16 protein-coding genes are annotated in these 19,449 nt (G+C 71.4%); 7 read left to right on the top strand and 9 right to left on the bottom strand.

The window, feature by feature from the left end; genetic code table 11:
* Positions 1-20: 20 nt before the first annotated feature.
* The 3 genes from HNR67_RS34135 to HNR67_RS34125 are packed head-to-tail and all read left to right on the top strand — an operon-like array spanning position 21 to position 3,908.
* The gene (locus HNR67_RS34135) at positions 21-539 is read left to right on the top strand and encodes a hypothetical protein (RefSeq protein WP_185006644.1); all 519 of its coding nucleotides are present in this window, start codon (positions 21-23) and stop codon (positions 537-539) included.
* A complete protein-coding gene (locus tag HNR67_RS34130; RefSeq protein ID WP_185006642.1) occupies positions 532-3,039 on the top strand; it encodes an Hsp70 family protein in 2,508 nt (835 codons plus the stop codon). Before HNR67_RS34135 ends, HNR67_RS34130 begins: the two co-directional genes overlap by 8 nt.
* Positions 3,036-3,908, top strand: a complete 873-nt coding sequence (locus HNR67_RS34125; RefSeq protein ID WP_185006640.1) for a tetratricopeptide repeat protein — start codon at positions 3,036-3,038, stop codon at positions 3,906-3,908. Before HNR67_RS34130 ends, HNR67_RS34125 begins: the two co-directional genes overlap by 4 nt.
* 1 nt (position 3,909) lies before the next feature.
* Here HNR67_RS34125 and HNR67_RS34120 read toward each other — a convergent pair whose 3' ends face one another.
* Positions 3,910-4,260, bottom strand: a complete 351-nt coding sequence (locus tag HNR67_RS34120) for a DoxX family protein (RefSeq protein ID WP_185006638.1) — start codon at positions 4,258-4,260, stop codon at positions 3,910-3,912.
* Positions 4,261-4,321: 61 nt separating this feature from the next.
* On the opposite strand from HNR67_RS34120, the gene HNR67_RS34115 reads away from it, so the two are divergent.
* A complete protein-coding gene (locus HNR67_RS34115) occupies positions 4,322-5,215 on the top strand; it encodes a LysR family transcriptional regulator (RefSeq protein ID WP_185006636.1) in 894 nt (297 codons plus the stop codon).
* Here HNR67_RS34115 and HNR67_RS34110 read toward each other — a convergent pair.
* The 4 genes from HNR67_RS34110 to HNR67_RS34095 are packed head-to-tail and all read right to left on the bottom strand — an operon-like array spanning position 5,203 to position 8,343.
* Positions 5,203-6,561, bottom strand: a complete 1,359-nt coding sequence (locus HNR67_RS34110; protein ID WP_185006634.1) for a choice-of-anchor Q domain-containing protein — start codon at positions 6,559-6,561, stop codon at positions 5,203-5,205. The genes HNR67_RS34115 and HNR67_RS34110 overlap by 13 nt on opposite strands.
* Positions 6,562-6,604: 43 nt before the next feature.
* On the bottom strand, positions 6,605-7,639 hold the full coding sequence (locus HNR67_RS34105; protein WP_185006632.1) for a serine hydrolase domain-containing protein: 1,035 nt from the start codon (positions 7,637-7,639) through the stop codon (positions 6,605-6,607).
* Between the two features lie 15 nt (positions 7,640-7,654).
* Positions 7,655-8,110: a Clp protease N-terminal domain-containing protein gene (locus tag HNR67_RS34100; protein ID WP_185006631.1), complete on the bottom strand. Its 456-nt coding sequence runs from the start codon at positions 8,108-8,110 to the stop codon at positions 7,655-7,657.
* Positions 8,111-8,112: 2 nt separating this feature from the next.
* Positions 8,113-8,343, bottom strand: a complete 231-nt coding sequence (locus HNR67_RS34095; RefSeq protein WP_185006628.1) for a hypothetical protein — start codon at positions 8,341-8,343, stop codon at positions 8,113-8,115.
* 155 nt (positions 8,344-8,498) lie between these two features.
* Here HNR67_RS34095 and HNR67_RS34090 point away from each other — a divergent pair, with 155 nt between their 5' ends.
* Positions 8,499-9,257 (top strand): S1 family serine peptidase, encoded by a 759-nt coding sequence (locus HNR67_RS34090; RefSeq protein ID WP_185006626.1) that lies wholly within the window; start codon positions 8,499-8,501, stop codon positions 9,255-9,257.
* An 80-nt stretch (positions 9,258-9,337) separates the two neighbouring features.
* On the opposite strand, the gene HNR67_RS34085 is transcribed toward HNR67_RS34090, so the two are convergent.
* The 3 genes from HNR67_RS34085 to HNR67_RS34075 form a co-directional block, all read right to left on the bottom strand.
* Positions 9,338-10,315, bottom strand: coding sequence for an alpha/beta hydrolase (locus HNR67_RS34085; RefSeq protein WP_185006624.1), 978 nt, complete (start codon positions 10,313-10,315; stop codon positions 9,338-9,340).
* 104 nt (positions 10,316-10,419) lie between these two features.
* Entirely contained in the window at positions 10,420-12,867 is a 2,448-nt protein-coding gene (locus HNR67_RS46475) for a LuxR C-terminal-related transcriptional regulator (RefSeq protein WP_185006622.1), read from the bottom strand.
* A 54-nt stretch (positions 12,868-12,921) separates the two neighbouring features.
* The gene (locus tag HNR67_RS34075; protein ID WP_185006620.1) at positions 12,922-15,282 is read right to left on the bottom strand and encodes an ATP-binding protein; all 2,361 of its coding nucleotides are present in this window, start codon (positions 15,280-15,282) and stop codon (positions 12,922-12,924) included.
* A gap of 88 nt (positions 15,283-15,370) precedes the next feature.
* Here HNR67_RS34075 and HNR67_RS34070 point away from each other — a divergent pair, with 88 nt between their 5' ends.
* Complete coding sequence (locus tag HNR67_RS34070; protein ID WP_185006618.1) at positions 15,371-15,766, top strand: RidA family protein; 396 nt, start codon at positions 15,371-15,373, stop codon at positions 15,764-15,766.
* Positions 15,763-16,269 (top strand): hypothetical protein, encoded by a 507-nt coding sequence (locus HNR67_RS34065; RefSeq protein ID WP_185006616.1) that lies wholly within the window; start codon positions 15,763-15,765, stop codon positions 16,267-16,269. The genes HNR67_RS34070 and HNR67_RS34065 overlap by 4 nt, the downstream gene beginning before the upstream one ends.
* A gap of 41 nt (positions 16,270-16,310) precedes the next feature.
* Here the strand turns inward: HNR67_RS34065 and HNR67_RS34060 are convergent, their stop codons facing one another.
* A complete protein-coding gene (locus tag HNR67_RS34060; RefSeq protein WP_185006614.1) occupies positions 16,311-19,433 on the bottom strand; it encodes a DUF4434 domain-containing protein in 3,123 nt (1,040 codons plus the stop codon).
* Positions 19,434-19,449 lie beyond the last annotated feature (16 nt).

The following is a 19,449-nucleotide window of genomic DNA, read 5'->3' as shown; positions in this document are numbered from 1 at the left end:
AGCACAGTGCAGGAGTCAGCATGAGGTGGCGCCGGTTCCGCGCCGGACTGCGGCAGCACCGCCAGCACCGGCCGTTCCGCATCGCCGAACCCGCCTGGGACGCCGCCGACCGGACCCGGCTGACCGAACTGGCCGCCGAACTCACCGCCGCGCTCACCAGCCCGCCGCCGCGGCAACCACCGCTGGCCGAACGGGAACTCGCGGTGGCCGCGACCAACCTGTGGAAGGCCCGGCGCAAGATCTACCGCGCCGAGGCCGACACCTCGCGGGAGGGCCGCCAGATCGCCCGTTACCTGCGCACCATCCAGGAATCCCTGGACGCGGCCGGCGTGGTCATCCAGGACCACACCGGCACCGGCTACCACGCCGGGCTCTCCCTGGAGGTGCTCGCCTACGAGGAGGACCCGGCGGTCACCGGCGAGGTGGTGACCGAGACCGTCCGGCCCTCGGTCTATGTCAACGGACAACGGATCCAGATGGGGCAGGTCCTGGTCGGCTTTCCCCCGGCGGACCGCCCAGGGGAGAGCGAACATGAGTGACACCATCGATTTCGGCATCGACCTCGGCACCACCAACAGCGCCATGGCGGTCTTCGCCGACGGTGAGGTGACCGTGGTCAAGAACAACGACGGCTGGGACTACACGCCCTCGGCGGTGTGGATGAACCGGGCGGGCGCGGTGTGGGTGGGCAGGCGGGCCAGGGAACGCGTGTTCTCCGCCAAGGACTGGCCCAACGTGCACCTGGAGTTCAAGCAGGAGATGGGCCTGGCCGGGACCGCGCGGGAGTTCCCGGCGGCCAGGGTCGGCCTCACCCCGCCGGAACTCTCCGCCAGGGTGCTGCGCTCACTGCGCGGGGACGCCGAGCACCAGTTCGGCACCGCCCCGGCCGCCGCGGTGATCACCGTGCCCGCCGCGTTCCGGTTGCACCAGAACGAGGCCACCAGCGCGGCCGCGGCCCTGGCCGGATTCGGCTCCTGCCCGCTGGTGCAGGAACCCACCGCGGCCGCCTTCGCCTACGGCTTCCAGAACGCCGGTGAGGACGCCTACTGGATGGTCTTCGACTTCGGCGGCGGCACCTTCGACGCCGCCGTGGTCAGCACCTACGAGGGCGAACTGCGGGTGCTCGACCACGCGGGCGATCCGCACCTGGGCGGCAAGCTCATCGACTGGGCCATCGTGGACCAGGTGCTCGCCCCCGCCGCCGCCCGCGAGTTCCGGTTGGACGGCTTCACCAGGGACAACAGGGCGTGGCTCGGCAACTTCGCCAAGCTCAAGCACGTGGCCGAGGAAGCCAAGATCGCGTTGTCCCGCACCGAGACGGCCACCCTGGACGTCGAGCTGGAACTCGCCGACGGCAGTGAGCACAACTTCGAGTTCACCCTGGGCCGGGACCAGGTCGACCGGATCGCCGAGCCCTACTACGTCAACGCGATCAACCTGTGCCGCGGCGCACTGGCCAAGGCCAACCTGGACACCGAGGACATCGACCGGCTGCTGCTGGTCGGCGGCGCCACCCTGGCCCCCGGCCTGCGCGCCCGGCTGGCCGATCCGGAACTGGGCCTTGGCATCGAACTCGACCACAGCCAGGACCCCACCACCGTGGTCGCCCGCGGGGCCGCGGTCTTCGCCAGCACGGTCGCGCTGGAGCGGGCGCCCGCGGTGCCGGTGGCCGGTCAGTTCACCCTGGCTGCGGAATACCCGCGCACCACCGGCCTCACCGAGGTCGCGGTGGCCGGACGGTTCCTCGCACCCTCCACAATGGACTGGACCGGCTACGAGGTGGTGCTGGACAACCCGGCTGGGCAACCGCCGTTCCGCACCCCGAACCTGGCCCTGGACGGCAACGGCGGCTTCCTCACCGAGGTGGTGCTCGGCGAGCAGACCACCTCCACCTTCACCGTCTCGCTGATCAGCCCGGCCGGTCACCGGGAAACGGTGGTGCCAGGGGAGATCAGTATCCGGCACTGGCTCAACGAACCCGGCGGCACCGTGCTCACCAACTCCCTCGGCCTCGGCCAGGCCGACGGGACCTTCCACGCCATGCTGGTCAAGGGCGCCCGGCTGCCCGCGGTCGCGCACGAGACCTTCCAGACCTCGGTGGCCTTGCGCCGCACCGACGCCGACGCGCTGATCCGGATCCCGATCGTGGAGGGCGAACGCGGCCGCGCGGACCGGAACATGCGGGTCGGGATGATCGAGATCCGGCCCCGGGACGTGCGGCTGGACCTGCCCATGGGCACCGATGTGGAGATCACCTTCGAGGTCGACGAGAACCGCAGGGTCGGCGTGATCGCCGAGGTCCCCCTGGTGGACGAGCAGTTCGAGGCGCAGATCGACCTGTCCTCGGTGCACGCGCCCGAGGTGGCCGAACTCGAACGCGCGCAGGCCGAGGTCGAGGCGCGGCTGGCCGAACTGCGTGCCGACGCCGACCGCGCGGGCTCCGCCGCCGCCCGCACCCGGCTGACCGAACTGGAACAGGGCAGGCAGCTGGAGCTGGCCAAGGGCGAGGTCAGGGCCGCACACACCAGCGCGGGCAGTGCCGCGGCCGCCGATCAGAAGCTGCGCGAGATCCAGGCGGTGCTCGACGAGGTGGCCACCGACGTCCGGCTGCCCGCTCTCCTGGCCGAACTGACCACCGCGATCAGCGCGTTGCGTGAGCTGGTCCGCCAGCTCGGCGACGCCGAGGACCGCGCCGAACTCGCCGAGATCGAACGCCGCGCGGAAACCGCCCGCGGGGAAGGGGATCCGGCCGCGGTCGAGGAACTGCTGAGCCGCCTCGGCGACCTGGAGATCCTGCTGCTGCGCCGGGACGGCACCCTGGACGTCCAGGTGTTCCACTACTTCCGGCAGAACGAGCACCAGCTCACCTCCCGGTCCAGGGCGCGCGAGCTGATCAGGGAGGGCGAACAGGCCATCGCCCGCAACGACATCTCCGCGCTGCCCGGTGTCAACCAGCGGCTGCGCGCGCTGATGCCGGCCACCATGCCCGACCCGCGCGGCGGCGTGCAGAGCCGCAACGGCCTTGGCGGCAAACGATGACCACCGCCCTGACCGAGCTGACCGCCGCGCTGGCCGCCGCCGAGGCCGCCGTGCTGGCCCGCGAGGGCAAGCACGGCGAGGCGCTGGAAGTGCTTGCCGCACAAGCGGATGACCAGCCGGTGGTACTGGACCTGCAGGCGCGGGTGCACGCCCAGCTCGGCGACCTGGCCGCCGCGGACCGGGCCTGGAAACGGGTACTGGAGCTGCGGCCGGCGGATCCGGCGGCATTGGCCGGATGCGCGCTGATCGCGGAGATCACCGAGGGCAGGCGGCGGCGGAAACCGGTGCCGCTGCTCGCGCTGGGCGGGGCGGCGGCGACCGTGCTGGTGGTCGCGGCGGCGGTGGTGGTGCCGATTGCCTTGTCCGGCAACACCGAGGCGGTGCCGGTGGCCACCGCCACGTCGGGTCCGCCGGTCTCCTCGACCCCGCCGAGTCCGCCGGTGTCCTCCGCCGCCGGTGACCAGCGGCTGGCCGGGCTGGCGGAAACCCTTGCCGCGCCGGGGATCCAGGTGCGCCGGGGCGAGCGGGAGCTGCGGATCGTGTTCGAGGACGGGCTGTTCCAGCCGGGCGGCAACCGGTTCACCGCCGCTGGTCGGCGTGTGCTGACCGAGTGGGCGCGGCGACTGCGGGGTGCGGCGGTGCGGGTCACCGTGCTGGGTCACGGGGTGGCGTTGCCCGGTGGACCGGCCAGCGGTGGATCCACCGTGGCGCTGGGGCGGGCGAGTGCCGCGGCGGCGGTGCTGGCCGGGCCGGGACTGCCGTTGAGCGCGATCACCGTGGCCACCGCCGAACAGGCCGAGGCCCCGTTCGCCGGTCCGGACGCGGCGGCCCGCAACCGGACCGTGGTGGTGGTCGTCGCACCCGGCTGAGTCAGCGGGCCAGGTCCAGCGTCAGCGTGGCCACCGCCAGGGCCAGGAAGGCCAGTGGCGCGGCGATGTTGTGGAACACCCTGGCCCGCAGATGCACCAGGTTGGCGCCCAGGAAGAACAACACCAGGCCGATCGCCGCGGCCAGGCCGAGCAGGTCGAAGCCGAGCAGGCCGAGTGCGAGTCCGCCCGCGCCCGCGGCCTTGAGCAGGCCCAGGGGCAGGATCCAGGACGCGGGCAGGTTCAGTTCGCTGGAGTTGGCCCGCACGAACCTGGCCCCGGCGAAGTCGGCGACGGCGGCGGCGGTGTTGACCAGGATGGTGGCCAGGGCGAGCAGCAGGTAGGCGGTTGACATGCGGCAAGCCTGTCGGCGGGTCCGGGTGCGCGTCCAATACCTGCGTCTATAACCTGGTGGAATGGACGTGGACCTGCGGTTGCTGCGCTACTTCGCCGCCGTGGCCGAGCACGGCACGCTCAGCCGGGCGGCCGAGCTGTTGTACGTGTCCCAGCCCGCGCTGACCAAGCAGATCCGCCGCCTGGAGGACCAGCTCGGGCTCGCGCTGTTCACCCGGTCCCGGACCGGGATGACACTCACCGAGGCCGGCCAGGTGCTGGCCGACCGGGTGCCCGGCCTGCTCGCCGGGTGGGACGAGGTGTTACGCGAGACCAGGCACGCGGCCGGACGGGCGGCCAAGGTGCTGCGGGTCGGGTTCATCGCCAGCGCGGCCAACGAGGCCACGCCGGAGATCATCGCCGGGTTCGGCGCGCTGCGACCGGGCTGGCGGGTGGACATGCGCCAGGCCGCCTGGTCCAACCCGACCGCCGGACTGGCCACCGGCGAGGTCGACATCGCCCTGCTGCGCCTGCCCTTTCCCGGCCAGGAGGCGTTCCGGGTGGCCGAGCTGTGCACCGAGCCGCGCTGGATCGCCCTGGCCGCAACGCATCCACTGGCCGACCGGACGGAGATCGACTTCCGCGAGCTGTGGGATGAGCCGTTCGTGGCCGCCCCCGCCGAGACCGGCCGGTGGCGCGACTACTGGCTGGCCACCGAGGAACGCGAGGGTCACCCGGTGAAAATCGGCGCGGTCACCGACCAGCCCGACGACTGGCTCAGCGCGATCGCCAACGGCTACGGCATCGCGCTGGCCCCCGAGTCCAGCGCCCGCTTCTACGCCCGGCCCGGCGTGGTCTACCGGCCGGTCACCGGGGTGAGCCCCAGCGTGGTCGGCGTGGCCTGGACCGCCGTGGCCGAGGCGAACCCGGTCGTCCAGGACTTCCTGCGCTGTGCCCTGGCGACTCAGAACTCATAGGCCCCAACGTCATACGGCAGCGTGCGGGACTGCCGGTCGGCGTCGATCGCGGGCGCGTCCAGCACGGTGCCCGCGTCGATCGCCGGACTGCCCGGCCGCAGCCGGAGGTCGTGCGTTGCCTGGTCGACGAAGTAGGTGTCGTAGGCGGTGCCGACGGTGATGTTGTTGCTCTGCCTGGAGTTCACCGCCGCGCCGACATTGAGCTGGTGCACCAGGTTGTTGCGGATCACGTTGCGCTCGGCCGGATTCCCGCCCTTCTCCGGCATGATCCGCAACTCGCTGGCGGTGCCCAGCGGGCCGGGCACCACGGTGTTGTTGACGATCCGGCTGTCGTCGATCCCATACAGGGCAAGGGCGAGACCGACCTCGACCTGGACCACGTTGTTCTCCACGGTCCAGTTCCGGTACGGGCCGTCGAAGCAGCCGATGCCCTGGGTGGTGTACTTCCCGTTGTACTGGAACGGAATCCGGGTGTAGCGGGTGCCCTGGCGGCTGCGGAAGACGTTGCCGCGCAACACCACATCGGCGATCTCGGTGAAGCTGCCGTCACCGCGGTAGCTCTGGAACATGTCCCGGTGCGGCGGATCGTCCTCCATGCCCGGCGGCACCACCGCGTAGCTGTTCACCGCCCGGTTGTACTCGATGACGCACCCGCTCACCTTGCAGCGGAAGGCATCCTCCCAGAAGTGCTCGACCCGGTTGCCCCGCACCACCGCCCCCGTCCCGCCCGCCCCGGCCTTGGACGTCCGCTCCACCATCACCCCGTTGCGGACATTGCGGATCCGGTTGTCCAGCACCAGGTTCCGCGCCCCCGCGACCAGCACCGCGGTGCCACTGCGGGTGACCCAGTCGTTGTTGCCCCACTCCGCGGCGACGGCGTCCGGGGCCGCGCGCAACTGGGAGTCGCGCAGGGTGTTGCCGGTGGCGCCACTGTCGAACCGCACCAGGTTGCCGCTACTGAACGCGCCGCCCGCCTCCGATGGTGAGACCAGCACTCCAGCCACCGTCCACCCGGCCGCACCCGATTGGAATCGCAGGCCGCGCAGGCGCGGGGTGTGTCCGGCCTGCGCCCGGATGACCCCGGACGGGACGCTGCCGTGGACGACCGGGCTGCCGTGGTTTCCGGTGCGCAGGTAGAGGATGTCGCCCGCGGCGAAGACACGTCCGGAGGCGAGGACCTCCTCCAGGGTGCGCCAGGGCGCGGCGGAGGTACCGGGGTTACTGGGGGAGCCGTGTGCCGGGTCCACATAGAACGTCGTGGCGGTGGGTCCGGCGAGGGCGGGCGGCGCGGTCAGGGCCAGCAACACGGTGGTCGCGGCGGCACTCGCGCGGAGTCGCACGGCCATAGGGGGCCTCCTTCACGCTGGGCGGAGGGGGAGGCTACCTGGTTCAGCGCGGTGCGGGGCAGAGCTGAGTGGTGATCACTTCGGTGACGATGCCCAGCGGTGAACCGGTCGGGTGGTCGGCCCAGTCGCCGTTGACGTTGGTCGAGACCACCCGCGAGCCGTCCCGGCTGCCGTAGGTGTAGGACCAGGACCCGAAGATCGCCCCGCCCATGCCCCAGACCGTGCCGCCGGGCAACCGGATCGAGGAGATGCCCAGGCCGTACTCGGCGTCCGGGATCCAGTCCGGCGCGGCCACCGTGTCGAACATTTCCCGTTGCCAGGCAAGGGGAAGCAGCTGTCCGGCGAGCAGCGCGCCGAAGAACCGGGCCAGGTCGCCCGCGCTGGAGATCATGTCACCGGAGGCCCAGAACGGGGTGTGCGCGAACTCGGTGGCGTCGTGGATCGGCGCGGCCGGATCGGTCTGGAACAACCTGGTGTAGTGCCGGGAATGCGGTCCCCGGATGCTCTCGTCCTCGGGTCGCGGCTGGTAGGTGTTGGTGAGCCCGTGCGGTTCGGTGATGCGCTTCGTGAGCTGCCCGGCCAGGGTGTCCCCGGTGACGGCCTCGATGACCAGTCCGGCGAGCACGTAGTTGGTGTTGCAGTAGCCCCAGCCGGTGCCGGGGGCGAAGTTCGGTTCACGCGCCATCGCGACCGCGACGAGTTCCGTTGGGGTGTAACGGTCCTTGGTGCTCAGCGCGGGCTGGTCGTCGGTGTGGCTGAACAGGCCGCTGGTGTGGTTGAGCAACTGGCGCAGGGTGATCGCGGACCCGCCGCGCACCAGGCCGGGCAGCCAGTGCTCGACACTGTCCTCCAGGGTGAGCAGGTTCTCCGCGGCGAGTTGCAGCAGGACGGTGGCCACGAAGGTCTTGGTGGTGCTGCCGATGCGGAAGCAGTGCGTGGGTAAGCGCTTACCGCCAGTGCTGGTATCGGCGACGCCCGCGGTGGCGAACCGGATGCCGTCGGGGGAGTGGGTTTCGGCGAGGATGCCGGGCACGCCGCCCAGGGTGACGGCGCGGTCCAGGACCGGTTGGAGCTGCATGGTTTCCTCTCGGGTTCAGGCGACCTGGCGGCTGAGCTGCTCGGCCAGTCCGGCACGGTCGATCCCGGCCAGCGCGAGCGCCCGGGGCACGGTGCCGACCTCGGCGAGCAGCACGCCCAGGGTGATGTGCGCGGGCCGCAGGTCCTTCTTGCGCTTGGCCTGGGCGAATCCCCGCTCCAGCGCGAGTTTCGCCGAGGCACCCACCTTGTCCGGTCGCTTCGGGCTCGGCGTGGACCGCAGGTCGAAGGCCGACCGGTCCACCCCGGCCGCGGCCAGGCTGTGCGCGAACTCGGTGTCCAGCGCGGCCCGGATCGCGGCCCGGTCCAGCCCCGCGGCGGCGAGCACCGGATCGGGCTCGGCGGCGATGGCCAGCAACAGGTGCTGGGCCTCGATGACGGTGCCCGCCTCGGCCTGGGCCTCCTCGGCCCCGCGCAGGATGATCCGCTGCAGGTAGTGGTCGATGGCGCTCATGGTCAGCGTCTCCTCAGGGTGACCCCGGCGGCGATCAGCCGCTGGGCGTGTTTCTTGTGCACGGCCTGCCGGGTGATGCCGAGGGCCTCGGCGACCTGGGGCCAGCCCCAGCCCGTCCGCATGGCCTCCTCGACCGCGGCGTCCTCGAGTTGATCGGCCAGTCGGCGCAGGGCCACCACGGCGGCCAGCCGGTCGGCTGGCTCCGCGGAAGCCGGGAGTGGGGCGTCGGACATGTAAGCAACCGTAGTTGACTAATCCGGACTTAGTCAACCTGGGTTGCTTGCGTTGGGTGACCACTCGACCGTGGCTGCTGGCCACCCACTCGCCGGAGGCGGGGGTGTGGCGAGGTCCGGCAGGCTCGGCATGGGGTGACGGAAAGGTGCTGGTCATGACGTGGTTTCGACGACTGGGAGTGGCGGTCGCGGTCCTGCTGCTGGCGGCGGTGGGCGCGCAGGCGCGGGCGGGTGTGGCGATTGTCGGCGGCACCTCGGCCGGGCCGGGAGCGTTCCCGTACCAGGTCAGCCTCCGGATGTACGGCAGCCACTTCTGCGGCGGATCCATCGTCAGCCCGACCACCGTGGTGACCGCCGCGCACTGCCTCGAAGGCCAGAACCCGGCCCAGATGACGGTGTACAGCGGGACGCTGTCCAGCCGTGCCGGAACGGCACACCGGGTCAGAGCGGGATACATCCACCCGAAGTACCGAGGCGAACAGCGATATAGCTGGGAATACGATGCCGCCGTAATGATGCTGGAGACCCCGATCCAATTCAACAATTACGTGAAGCCGATCGAGTTGGCCACTTCCGGGCCGTCGGTGAACTCCCAGGGAATGGTCACCGGGTGGGGCAAGACCAGCACGACCAGCGCGGTGTCACCGGATCTGCGGAAGATGGCCACCTGGGTCGTCGACCAGGCCACCTGCCAGAACTCCCACCGCAGCCAGCCATTGACCAATCGGCACCTGTGCACCTTGCACAAGGCCGGAATCGGCGCCTGCCAGGGTGATTCCGGTGGTCCGTTAGAAGTCGGCGGCCGTCTCGCGGGAATCGTCTCGTGGGTGTTGCCCTGCGCGCTCGGTTATCCGGATGTGTTCGCCAGGGTCTCCGACCCCGAAATCCTCTCGTTCATCAGGTCGTACCTGTAATACGCCGAACCGGGCGTAGCCGAGGCAGCGGCCACGCCCGGTTCACTGATCCCGGATTCCGGGCCGGGATCAGGCGGCGGTCACCTCGGGCCCCAGAGCACGTTGCGCATGGTCGGGAGTTCGCGGCGCAGGCCGAGGTCGCCGACGCAGACGATGTTGTGCCCGCAGTCGATCTCGACCATCCAGCTGTTGTGGATGCCGTTGGCCAGCAGGTGCTGGTGGAACTCGTACGTCAGCCGGTGCGCCTGCTGTTCCAGCGGGTCGCCGTCCCAGCGGGTGCCCGCGTAGAGCACGGTGTGGATATCGCGCAGCCCGCCGACCCGGTGCCAGGGGTTGTTGAAGTTCCACGAGCCGTCGAACGGGCCACCGAAGGGTCCGTCGGCGGGCAGGCCCATCGTCGGCAGGGGCAGGGTGACCGCGGCGCGCATCCGCGGGTCCTCCAGGTTGTAGCCGCCGGAGAAGCCGACCACCATGCGGAACAACCACGGGCGGTGCACGGCGTGCCGGATGGCGGTGAAGGCGCCCATGGAGAACCCGGCGATGGCCCGGCCTTCACGTTCCCGGATGGTGCGCAGGTTGCGGTCGATGAACGGGATCAGCTGGTCCAGGTGGAAGGTGTCCCACTGCTGGACGCCCGCGGACTGGTTGACCCAGTTGGTCGCCCAGCCCCCGCGGCCCGCTTCGGCGGTGACCACGATGAACGGGAAACCGGCGGTGATCGCCTCGATGTTGGCCTCACGGTGCCAGTTGCCAGGGCCCTGGGCACGGCCGTGGTAGAGGTAGAGCACCGGGTAGGCCAGGTTGGGGTTGTGGCCCTCGGGCAGGGTCACGATGATGTCGTGGCTCTGCCGGAAGTGCGTGGTGTTCTTGTCGACCGCGCCGGTGTTGATGCTGACCACGGTGGAGCGGTCGGTGGTGTGCGCGACGTTGAGCACGTCGATGCCGTCACCCGAGGTGAACCACGGGCGCCAGAGCTGACTCGCGTTGGCCGGCGTGCCGACCAGGGTGGCCACCAGGGCGACCACCACCAGCAGGACGGACTTGCGTAGGCGGGACATGCGTTTTCTCCCCTTGGGTTGAAACAGGGGGACAGCACACCAGTGCGGGTGGGAGAAAACATCGGTAGGAGTGCCGATATCACTCGGTTCAGGCGTGCGATCACTCAGTGGCGGCGCTGGAAACCTAGAGCAACCTCGACCCGGGTGGCGTAGCCGAGCTTGGCGAGCACCCTGGACACGTGCGAGTGAACCGTGCGCACCGAAACGACCAGTCGGTCGGCGACCTCGCGGTTGCTGCGGCCCTCGGCGAGCAGTTCGGCGACCCGGTACTCGGCCTCGGTGAGCGCGTCCCAGCCGTGTTTGGGCCTGCGCCGGGGCCCGGTCGCGCCGCGCCGGACGCCGTGCGCGCGCAGCGCGGCGGTGGCCCGGTCGATGTCGCCGGTGGCGGCCAGGCCGGTGTAGTGGGTGATGGCCTCCTGGTAGGCGGCGCGGGCGGCCTCGGGTTCGCCGGAGGCGGCCAGTACCCTGGCCGCGTCCTCACCCGCGCGGGCGGCGGCGATGGGGGAGCCGTGCTCGGCGAACTCCTTGGCGGCGGCCAGCAGCAGGTCCACGTCGCCGTCGACCAGGCCCTGGCAGTACAGCAGCGCGCCGCGCTGGCCGACCGAGTCGTCGCTGGTCCAGCGATGCATGGTGGCCACCAGCCGGGTGGCCAGTCCGCGGTCCCCGGCGTTGACCGCGATCCGCACCACCCTGGCGCCGACGCCGGTGACCGAGTGCCCGTGGTGCACGCCCGCCCCGCCGTCGGCCAGGGTGCGCACCAGTTCCAGGGCCTGCGCGGAGTCGCCGTCCAGGTCGGCGAGCATGGCGCGGGCGGTGAGCACGTTGTGCTCGTAGAAGGCGGCCACGCCGCGGCATTCGGCCTGTTCGGCCAGCCGGACGTGCTCGCGGGCGGCCGGCAGGTTGCCGCGGTGCATGCCCAGGATCGCGGCCAGTCCGTGCAGTGGCCTGGCCATGCCGTAGGCGTCGCCCGGCGTTGCCAGGGCTTGTTCGACCTCGGTGAGGGCCTCGTCCCAGTGGCCGCGGTTGAACGCGGCCAGTGCCCACGCGGTGCGCTGCCAGGCCAGGTAGCCGGCGCCCAGGGTGGTGGCCAGCGGGCGGGCGGTTTCCAGGGTCTTGAGCGAGTCCGGGTCCTGGCGCAGGTCTTCCACGGTGCCGCGGAGCAGCCTGCCGAGCAGCCATTGCGCCGGGTCGAGCACCTCGATGTCCAGGTGGGCCTCGGCCTGATCGAGGAGGTCGAGGGCGCCTGCCAGGTCGCGGGTGAGCAGTTTGCCGATGGCGTTGAGGTTGAGCAGCGCGACCGCGACCACCGGGTGGTCGGCCGCGGTGGCCTCGGCGTGCCCGGCCGCGGTGACCGCGCCTGCCAGGTCCCCGGCGAGCAGGCAGCCGAACGCCTCGATCGCCGCGAGGGGCCCGTCCCGGCGTTCGGGGCCGAGGGCGGCGAGCACCGCCTCCGGGTCGAGCCGGGCCAGGCCGACCCTGGCCAGGGTGGTGCGTAACCGTTGGCGCAGCGGCAAAGCGACCCGGGTGGCCAGTCCGGCGGCGGCCACCCGGTGGGCCTGGTCGAGCTGTCCCGACCAGAGCAGCGCCTCGGCCAGTGCGGCGCGCAGCGGGTGCAGTTTGGCCGCGCCGGGCGGCAGCCAGGCCACGGCCTGGGTGAGCAGCTCGACCGCGGCCGGGGCGGGCTGGGCGGCGAGCCGGTCGGCGTGCCGGAGCAGCCAGGACACCGTCCACGCGGTCACCGGCAGCCCGGCGAGCTGGGCCGCCACCGCTTCGGGGGCGCTGCCCCGGCGGACCAGCGCCCTGGCGACCTGGCCGCGCATGCCGACCGAGGTGGTGGCCAAGTCGGCGCGGACCAGGGGATAACGCAGCCAGACCTGTCCGCCGTGTTCCCGGACCAGGCCGAGCGCGGCGAGCCGGTCGAGTCCGGCCAGCACCTCGGCGGCGGTGCGTGCGCTCACCGCACCCAGTTCGTCCACTGTGGATGGTTCGGTCAGCAGGGCGGCGCAGCGCAGCAGGGTGACGTCCGGACCGGCGAGTTCGCTGGCCCAGGAGGAGATCAGGGCTGCTCGATCCGGACTGTCCACTATGGACAGAAGGAAAGGGTTGCCGCCCGCGCCTTCGGCCAGTGGTGAGTCGCCCGCGATGGCCCGGACCGCGTCCCTGGACAGTGGTTCCAGGTCGTGCACCAGGGCGATCCGGTCCAGGGCGGCGAAGCGGGCCGGGGTGTGGCCGCGGTGGCGGCCGGTGATGATCCGCAGTTCGCGGTCGGCGAGTTCGTGCAGGGCGAGCAGGGTGGCGTCATCGGCCCGGTGCAGGTCGTCGACCACGACCACGGCGGGTTCCGGCCAGTCCGGCAGGCCGGTCGACAGGGTGGTCCGGCCGGTGGGCAGCACCGGGATCCGGCGCACCGGCAGGCCCTCGGCGCGGGCCGCGGCCACGGTGGCCGCCAGCAGCGCGCTGACCCCGAGTCCGGGGTCGGCCCGCACCATGACCAGGCCGTTTCGCGTCCCGGTGAGCAGACGCAGTGACTCGTCCCGACCGAAGATCCGCACAGCGTGGTCCCCCTCGCGCGAAATCCTAGCGAGTGCCCGGACCTGGGACGATGATCAATTGAACTCTCGATAGTCGTCCCCGGCCGGGGCACAGCCGCACCCACCGCCGCCGCAGCCACCACCGTCTCCGTCTCCGCCGCCGCCACCACAGTCGTCGCCGCCGTATCCCAGGCCACCCAGGTCGAACACCGGGGCCGGGGACTCCGCGCGCGCCGGGCGTTCCGGTTCGCCGCCGGGCAGGTCGGCGGCGAGGGTCTGCTCGCCGGGGTCGGCGGGCACGTTGTCCCACAGGTCCTTGGCGGCGACCAGGGTCACCGGCACGGCCACGTACTCGGCGACCTGCGGCCGCAACCGCCGGATCAGTCGCCGGTTGCGTCGCAGGCGCAGCAGGCGGACCTTGGGCAGCGGCTGGCTCCCGGCGGGCAGTTCGGCGGTGGCGGCGCGCCAGTAACGCCGGGTCCGCCAAGGCCGGTTCCGGGCCAGGGCGAGCAGACCGAGGTTGAACCAGGCCAGCGCGCGGTACCGGTGCGGTGCCTCGATGAGGTCCAGCACCGCGCGGAAGCAGTCGGCGGCCGCCTCGCCTTCCGCGCACTGCTGGTGCAGCACCCCCTGGTGCAGCCGGGAGCGGGCCTGGCCGAGCCGGTCGCCGAGGTCGGAGAAGATCGCCAGGGCCTGCTCGTGGCAGTCCAGCGCCTCGCTCGCGTGGGTGCGCCCCCACAACCGGCCCAGGTGCTCCAGCGCGTGGGCCAGCGCACGCTGCTCGCCGCGGTCCCGGTAGTCGGTCACCGCGGCCTGGAAGTGCGTGATCGCCAGGGCGGTGCGGCTGCTCTCCTGGCCGGTCAGGCTCATCAGCCGGTCCACGGCCTCATGCGCGCCAGGAGCGTCGCCGAGGATGGCGCGCAGGATCTCGGCCATGCCGTAGCAGTTGGCGGCCCGGTGTGCTTCGCCGCCGAGTCGGTAGGCGTCACCCAGACTGATCGCCACCCGCGCCGCTACCGACCGGTCGGTAACACGACTGGCGGAGTCGTGCGCGAGCAGATGGGTCTGCACCCAGTCGTCCTGGCGGCCGCGCAGTTCCAGGACGTGCCGCAGCGCCAGGGCCAGGGCCACCGTGTCCTCGTCCAGCCCGTGCGCGTGCGCCAGTTCGACGATCGCGGTCAGCACCAGGCGGTGCTCGTCCAGCCAGCGCAGCGCCAGCGCGGGCCTGGCCCGCCCGCCGCGCTTGCGGGTGGTGGCGTCGGCGGCCTGCGCGGCGAGCCGGTAGTGCCGGACCAGTCGCCCCGCCGCGGCGGTGACCACGTCCGCGGCGTCCTCGGCGGCCCGGAGTTCGGCGGTGAACTCGCGCAGCAGGTGCGGCAGCCGGAAACCGTTGCCCTCCTGGGTGATCAGGTGCGCCCGCCGCAACCCGGCCAGCCAGTCCCCGGCCTCGGCGACCGTGCCGGCGGACAGCACGGCGGCGGCCTCGGATGCGATCACCGGCCCCGGGTGCAGGCCCAGCATCCGGAACAACCACTGCTCGGGCTCGCGCAGCCGCTGGTAGGAGTGCCGCAACGCCAGCCGCACGTCGAGTTCGCCGAAGGTGAGCTGCGCCAACCGGTTCTCACTGCTCAACCGGTCGGCCAGGTCCTGGGCCGGCCGGGTGGGATCGTCGACCAGGATCGCCCCGGCCACGGTCAGTGCCAGGGGGAGGTGCCCGCAGGCCACCGCGATCTCCGCCAGCGCCGATCCTTCGGCGGCCCGTTCGTCCCGGGGCCTGGCGGCCAGCAGCGTGGCCGCCAGCATCGCCGCCGACTCCTCGGTCGACAGCTCGGTCAAGGTGAACTGCCGGGCCCCGGAGAGGGTGGCCAGGGTGTGCCTGCTGGTGATCAGACAGCGGTTGAGTCCGCCGCTGGGCAGCAGTCCGCGGACCTGTTCGGCCGAGGCCGCGTTGTCCAGCACCACCAGCAACCCCCGCCGGGCGCCGGACTGCAGTTGCTGGGTGCGGCTGAGGTAGAGCCCTCGGCGCCCGGCCAGACCGGCGGGCAGGTCCGCGCCGCGGTGACCCAGCGCGCGCAGGAACACCCCGAGCGCGGCGTGCTCGGTCACCGGATCGTCCTCGTCGTGGCCGCGCAGGTCCACGTAGAGCGCGCCGTGGAACCCGCCGCCGGACATCGCCTGGTGCGCCGCCCGCAGCGTCAGCGCGGTTTTGCCGACCCCCGGTGCTCCGGCGAGCACCGCGACGCCGGTCCGGCCCAGCGTCAGCAGCTTGTGCAGTGCCGCCAGCTCGGCCGCCCGCCCGGTGAACGGCTCCGGCGCCGCGGGCAGCCCGGCCAGTGCCTCGGGCGCGCGGCCGGGCAGGACCACCTGGTCGATGCGCCCGGCCTGCACGACATTGCCGTGCACCGGTGCGCTGACCTTGTTCCTGATGTCGGCCACGCCCCAGGTTGTACCGCAGCTCCGGCGCGGCGGCCCGGCGCACGGGTAGGTTCGGCGGGTCGCCCGAGCACTGGAGGGACTCGTCACGATGCCGCTGGAGATCGTCCATCCCGAGGGCCTGGACCGCCCGGAGACCTACTCGCACGTCGTCATCGCCGAGGGCACCCGGCTGGTCTTCGTCGCGGGCCAGCTCTCCGACGATCCCGATGGCGACCTGGTCCACCCCGGCGACCTGGCTGCCCAGGTCCGCCAGGTCTTCGCCAACCTGGGCCGGGCGCTGGCCGCGGCGGGCGCCCGGCCGGACCAGGTCACCAAGATCACCATCTACGTGGTCGGGCACCGGGTGGAGTACCTGCCGGTCATCGAGGCGGCCAGGGTCGAGCTGTTCGGCGCGCACAAGCCGGCGGACGTGCTGCTCGGGGTGGCCACCCTGGCCGCGCCCGGCTACCTGATCGAGGTCGACGCGATCGCGGTGATCTGGTGAACCGGGCGCACACCGCGCTGGTCTGGGCGGTGGACTCGATGTTCCTGGTCACCGACCGCCCCGACGACCCGCCCGCGGAGCTGATGCCCGCCCTGGACGAGTCGCACCGGCGGATCGTCGGCGCGGACGAGGGGATCATCGTGGTGCAGTGCGTGGAATCGCTGATCCAGGTGGCGGTGCGGGTGGAGGTGTGGCCGCACACCCCGCGGGTGACCCCGGCCGATCGCGAGTGGACCGGGCCGGTGTCCCTGGAGTTCCGGTCCCGGCAGGGCGTGCTGGCGGTGCGGCAGCACGCGATGTCCGACGCGATCGAGCAGATCGAGCTACCGCACGGCCCTGGCGCGTACCGGGTGGATTTCTGGCATGCCGGGCGGGTGGAGATGGCCGGGCAGCAGGCCGATCTGGCGCACCAGCTCGGCTGGCTCGACGCGACGGACTGGGAAGCGCTGGCGGCGCGGCTGGCCGGGACCGAGGGCTACCTGCTGCGGATCTGGCCGGTCTGAGACCGGGGCCGCCGACGATCGCCGACGGCCCCGGATCCGCCTCAGTCGCCCCGGATCTCGACCTCGTCGAGCATGGTCCACGCGGTGGACCCGTCCACGGTGACCTTGACGAACTGACCCGTCAGGTTCAGGTTCACCGACCGGTAGGTCTTGGTCTGCAACCGGGCGCTGACCGCCGGCAGGTCGATCGACGGCACCTCGGTGTACGGACCGTCCACTGTGGACGACACCGCGTAGGTCACCTTGGCTGGCAGGAACACGTAGTCATCCCGCACCTGCAACCAGCCGCTGGTGATCTCGTTGATGGTGCGCTGCTGGCCGAGGTTGATGATGAAGGAGTACACGCCCGCGGCGTTGCGGCCCTGCCACTCCGGCGTGTACTGCGCCGGGCCGCGCTTGCCGTCGGTCAGCTCATAGCCGCCGTCGTCCGGGTAGCTGCTGTCCGCCGGTTTCCCGGTGAGGTAAGGACATCCGCGCTCGTCGACCCGCGCGCCGCAGCGGGCGTAGTTGACCTGCGAGACCTTCTGGCCCTCGGTGGACGCCTCCGCGTAGTTGCTCAGCTCCGAGGTCCGCCCCGAGCCGTCGAAGGCCCGGACCTGGTACTTGTTCAGCGAACCGGGGTTGAGCTGGCGGTCGGTGAACCCGCCCTGCGGACTGATCTTGGTGGCCACCAGTTCGTCGTCGCGGTAGATGAAATACCCGGCCACGCCGCTGGTGCCGTCGGAGGAGTCACCCCAGTTCAGGTGGATGGTCTGGGAGCCGTCGGCCCTGGCGGTCAGGTTGCCGGGCCGGGACGGGTTCTCCGGGTCAAAGCCCGGCGCCTTCCGGTCATCTATCGCGGCCCAGCGCCGGTAGCCGTTGAGATAGGCCTGGGAGCCGAACTTCGAGCGCGGCGACTGGTAGTGGTTGAAGGAGAACGACCAGAAGACCTCGGTCTGGTCCTCCACCGCCCGGATCGCCTCCACGATCTCCTGGGTGGAGGACGGTTGCAGCCCGGACGCGCCGATCTTGAACGTCTCGGTGTCGGAGATCAGGTAGGTCAGCGCGTCGGCGGCCCTCAGCGCCTTGTGCAGCTCGGCGTACCAGGGGTGGATGGTGGTCGGATCACCGTGCCCGGCCCCGATCCCGTCCTGCAGCGCGATGATGTCCAGGTCGATCTCGCGCAGCATCCTGGTCCACATCTCACCCCACTCCTGCGGGTTCTTCCAGCCGGGCAGCGCCCGGTTGACCGCGTTGAAGAACGGCGCGATCGCCACCGGCTTGCTGCCGGTGAGGAACCGCAGCTCCCGCACCACCTGCTGGTAGAAGCCGATCATCCGGCCCTCGTCGCCCGCCCCGGAGAAGTTGACGTTGTCCATCTCGAAGGACAGGTACCAGCCGCGGAAGGACTTGTTGCCGCCGTACCGGCTCCACAATTCCTTGGCCAGTGCCCTGGCGATGGTCGCCTCGTTGTCCAGGAAGCCCTGGTCCCGCGCGTAGGTCTTCCACCAGAAGTCGTTGACCTGCAGGCCGACCCAGACGTCGATGCCCGCCGCGTTGGCCGCGCGCAGGGTCCGCGCCACCACGTCGGTCTTGGTGACCAGCTTGTAGCCGCCGAGCGCGTTCGGGTAGATCGCGGTCTTGGCGCCGTTCTCCCGGACATCGTGGGAGTTCGCGGTCCACTGCAGCACGAGCTGGGTCATGTTGAGCGACTTCATCATGGTGAACTCGTCAGCCAGCTGCTGATCGGTCCAGTCGTCGATGAGGTCGGGCTGGATGAAGGAACCGCTGATCCGGCGGTCGGTGTCCTTGGAGCGCGGCAGGTACGGCGGCGGGAACTGAGGGCCGCAGGTCTCGCAGTCGTCCACCGGCCTCACCCGGAACTCGTCGTTGTCCAGGATCCGGTTGGCGTTGTAGAGGTGGATGTTCCAGTGGTTGCCCGCGGCCTGGTTGTCCTTGTTGGTGATCAGCCGGGCCGAACCGTGCCAGGCGGGCTGGTCCGGATCGGTCACCCCGGTGGACGCGCCCTCCTGGGTGGAGGCCCAGGGGTACTCGTCGCAGTCCTTCTCACTGCGCGGGCCGGCCCACAGCTCGTTGCAGATCAGCTTGGAGGCGTTGCGGTTCTGCCCCTGCTTGGTGGAGTCCATCAGCCGGTGCAACGGCCGGTCGTAGCCGGGCACGTTCTTGGTGTTGCCGGGGTGCCTGGGATAGGTCCGGCGCGGGTGGAACTGGGCGTCCAGGATGTGCCGGGTGGTCTCGGCGACGGTCAGGTCGCTGGTGCGCAGCAGGTCGTAGCTCGGGACGAAGTCCGGGAACACCGTGCCGGTGGACTTGTTCAGCGCCGTCCCGGCGGTGTCGAAGCGCAGCACCGAGCGGGTCATCTCGTCCTCGCTCCACGGATCCACGTTCGGCATCCGGTGGACCATGCGCATCCGCAGGTCGAACCCGCTGCGGAGGATCTTGTGCACACCCTCGCCCGCGGTGTCCGGGGAGGTGATCCGGAAGGTGTGCTTGCGGTTGTCCCGCCACTCCACGTTGGTCCGGACCTCATCGGGAGTGCACTGGACCGCGTTGGAGTTGCAGCCGTTGATCCAGATCCGCAGATCGGTCTGCAGGTGGGGCTCGCCGCCCTTGAGGACGACATCGTCCATGTTGAAGATGAAGTCGATGGCGCGGCTGTTGTCGTAGGAGATCACCAGCAGGCTGTAGTCGAATTTCATCTCGGCCATCGGAGTGGTCGGCGGCGGCGTGCCGCCCCGCCGCCACAGTTGGGCCGTGCGACTGCCCAGGAAACACTGCTGGAACCGGTTCCGCGTGAAGCCCTGCTTGGTGAGGGCCTGCGCCCGCCCGATCCCGTTACACGCCTCCCGAAACTCCTGCTCGGCGGCGTCCTTGGCGGCCTGGGAATCCCCGGGCAGTCGCGGCCGCGGCTTGCCCAGGTTGCTCAGCCCGTTCGGGTCCGCCGCGGCGGCCTGCGTCCTGGCCGACTCACGTTGCGCCCGCGCGGCCCGGTCGGCGGCACTGGCCTGGGCCTCCTGACCGGAGGCGGCGGGTGGGGCTGGTTTGGGCGCCGCGGTGGCGGGCAGCCCGGTGGCCACCAGGATCGCGGCGAGGAAGGGCAGGAAAACGCCAAAGGCGCGGAACGCACGCGTGCGCGTACGGCGCGTCAGTATTCGACGCTGCACGGAATCTCCCCAGAAT

It is taken from the genome of Crossiella cryophila, assembly GCF_014204915.1.
GTDB lineage: Bacteria > Actinomycetota > Actinomycetes > Mycobacteriales > Pseudonocardiaceae > Crossiella > Crossiella cryophila.
This window is presented reverse-complemented; position numbering and strand designations above follow the sequence as displayed.

Bases quoted from the DNA above. Each gene is read 5' to 3' on its own strand.
- HNR67_RS34095 (WP_185006628.1), bottom strand. From the start codon at position 8,343: ATGTCCGACGCCCCACTCCCGGCTTCCGCGGAGCCAGCCGACCGGCTG.
- HNR67_RS34100 (WP_185006631.1), bottom strand. From the start codon at position 8,110: ATGAGCGCCATCGACCACTACCTGCAGCGGATCATCCTGCGCGGGGCC.
- HNR67_RS34090 (WP_185006626.1), top strand. From the start codon at position 8,499: ATGACGTGGTTTCGACGACTGGGAGTGGCGGTCGCGGTCCTGCTGCTG.
- HNR67_RS34125 (WP_185006640.1), top strand. From the start codon at position 3,036: ATGACCACCGCCCTGACCGAGCTGACCGCCGCGCTGGCCGCCGCCGAG.
- HNR67_RS34085 (WP_185006624.1), bottom strand. From the start codon at position 10,315: ATGTCCCGCCTACGCAAGTCCGTCCTGCTGGTGGTGGTCGCCCTGGTG.
- HNR67_RS34110 (WP_185006634.1), bottom strand. From the start codon at position 6,561: ATGGCCGTGCGACTCCGCGCGAGTGCCGCCGCGACCACCGTGTTGCTG.
- HNR67_RS34115 (WP_185006636.1), top strand. From the start codon at position 4,322: ATGGACGTGGACCTGCGGTTGCTGCGCTACTTCGCCGCCGTGGCCGAG.
- HNR67_RS34130 (WP_185006642.1), top strand. From the start codon at position 532: ATGAGTGACACCATCGATTTCGGCATCGACCTCGGCACCACCAACAGC.
- HNR67_RS34070 (WP_185006618.1), top strand. From the start codon at position 15,371: ATGCCGCTGGAGATCGTCCATCCCGAGGGCCTGGACCGCCCGGAGACC.
- HNR67_RS34105 (WP_185006632.1), bottom strand. From the start codon at position 7,639: ATGCAGCTCCAACCGGTCCTGGACCGCGCCGTCACCCTGGGCGGCGTG.
- HNR67_RS34120 (WP_185006638.1), bottom strand. From the start codon at position 4,260: ATGTCAACCGCCTACCTGCTGCTCGCCCTGGCCACCATCCTGGTCAAC.
- HNR67_RS34135 (WP_185006644.1), top strand. From the start codon at position 21: ATGAGGTGGCGCCGGTTCCGCGCCGGACTGCGGCAGCACCGCCAGCAC.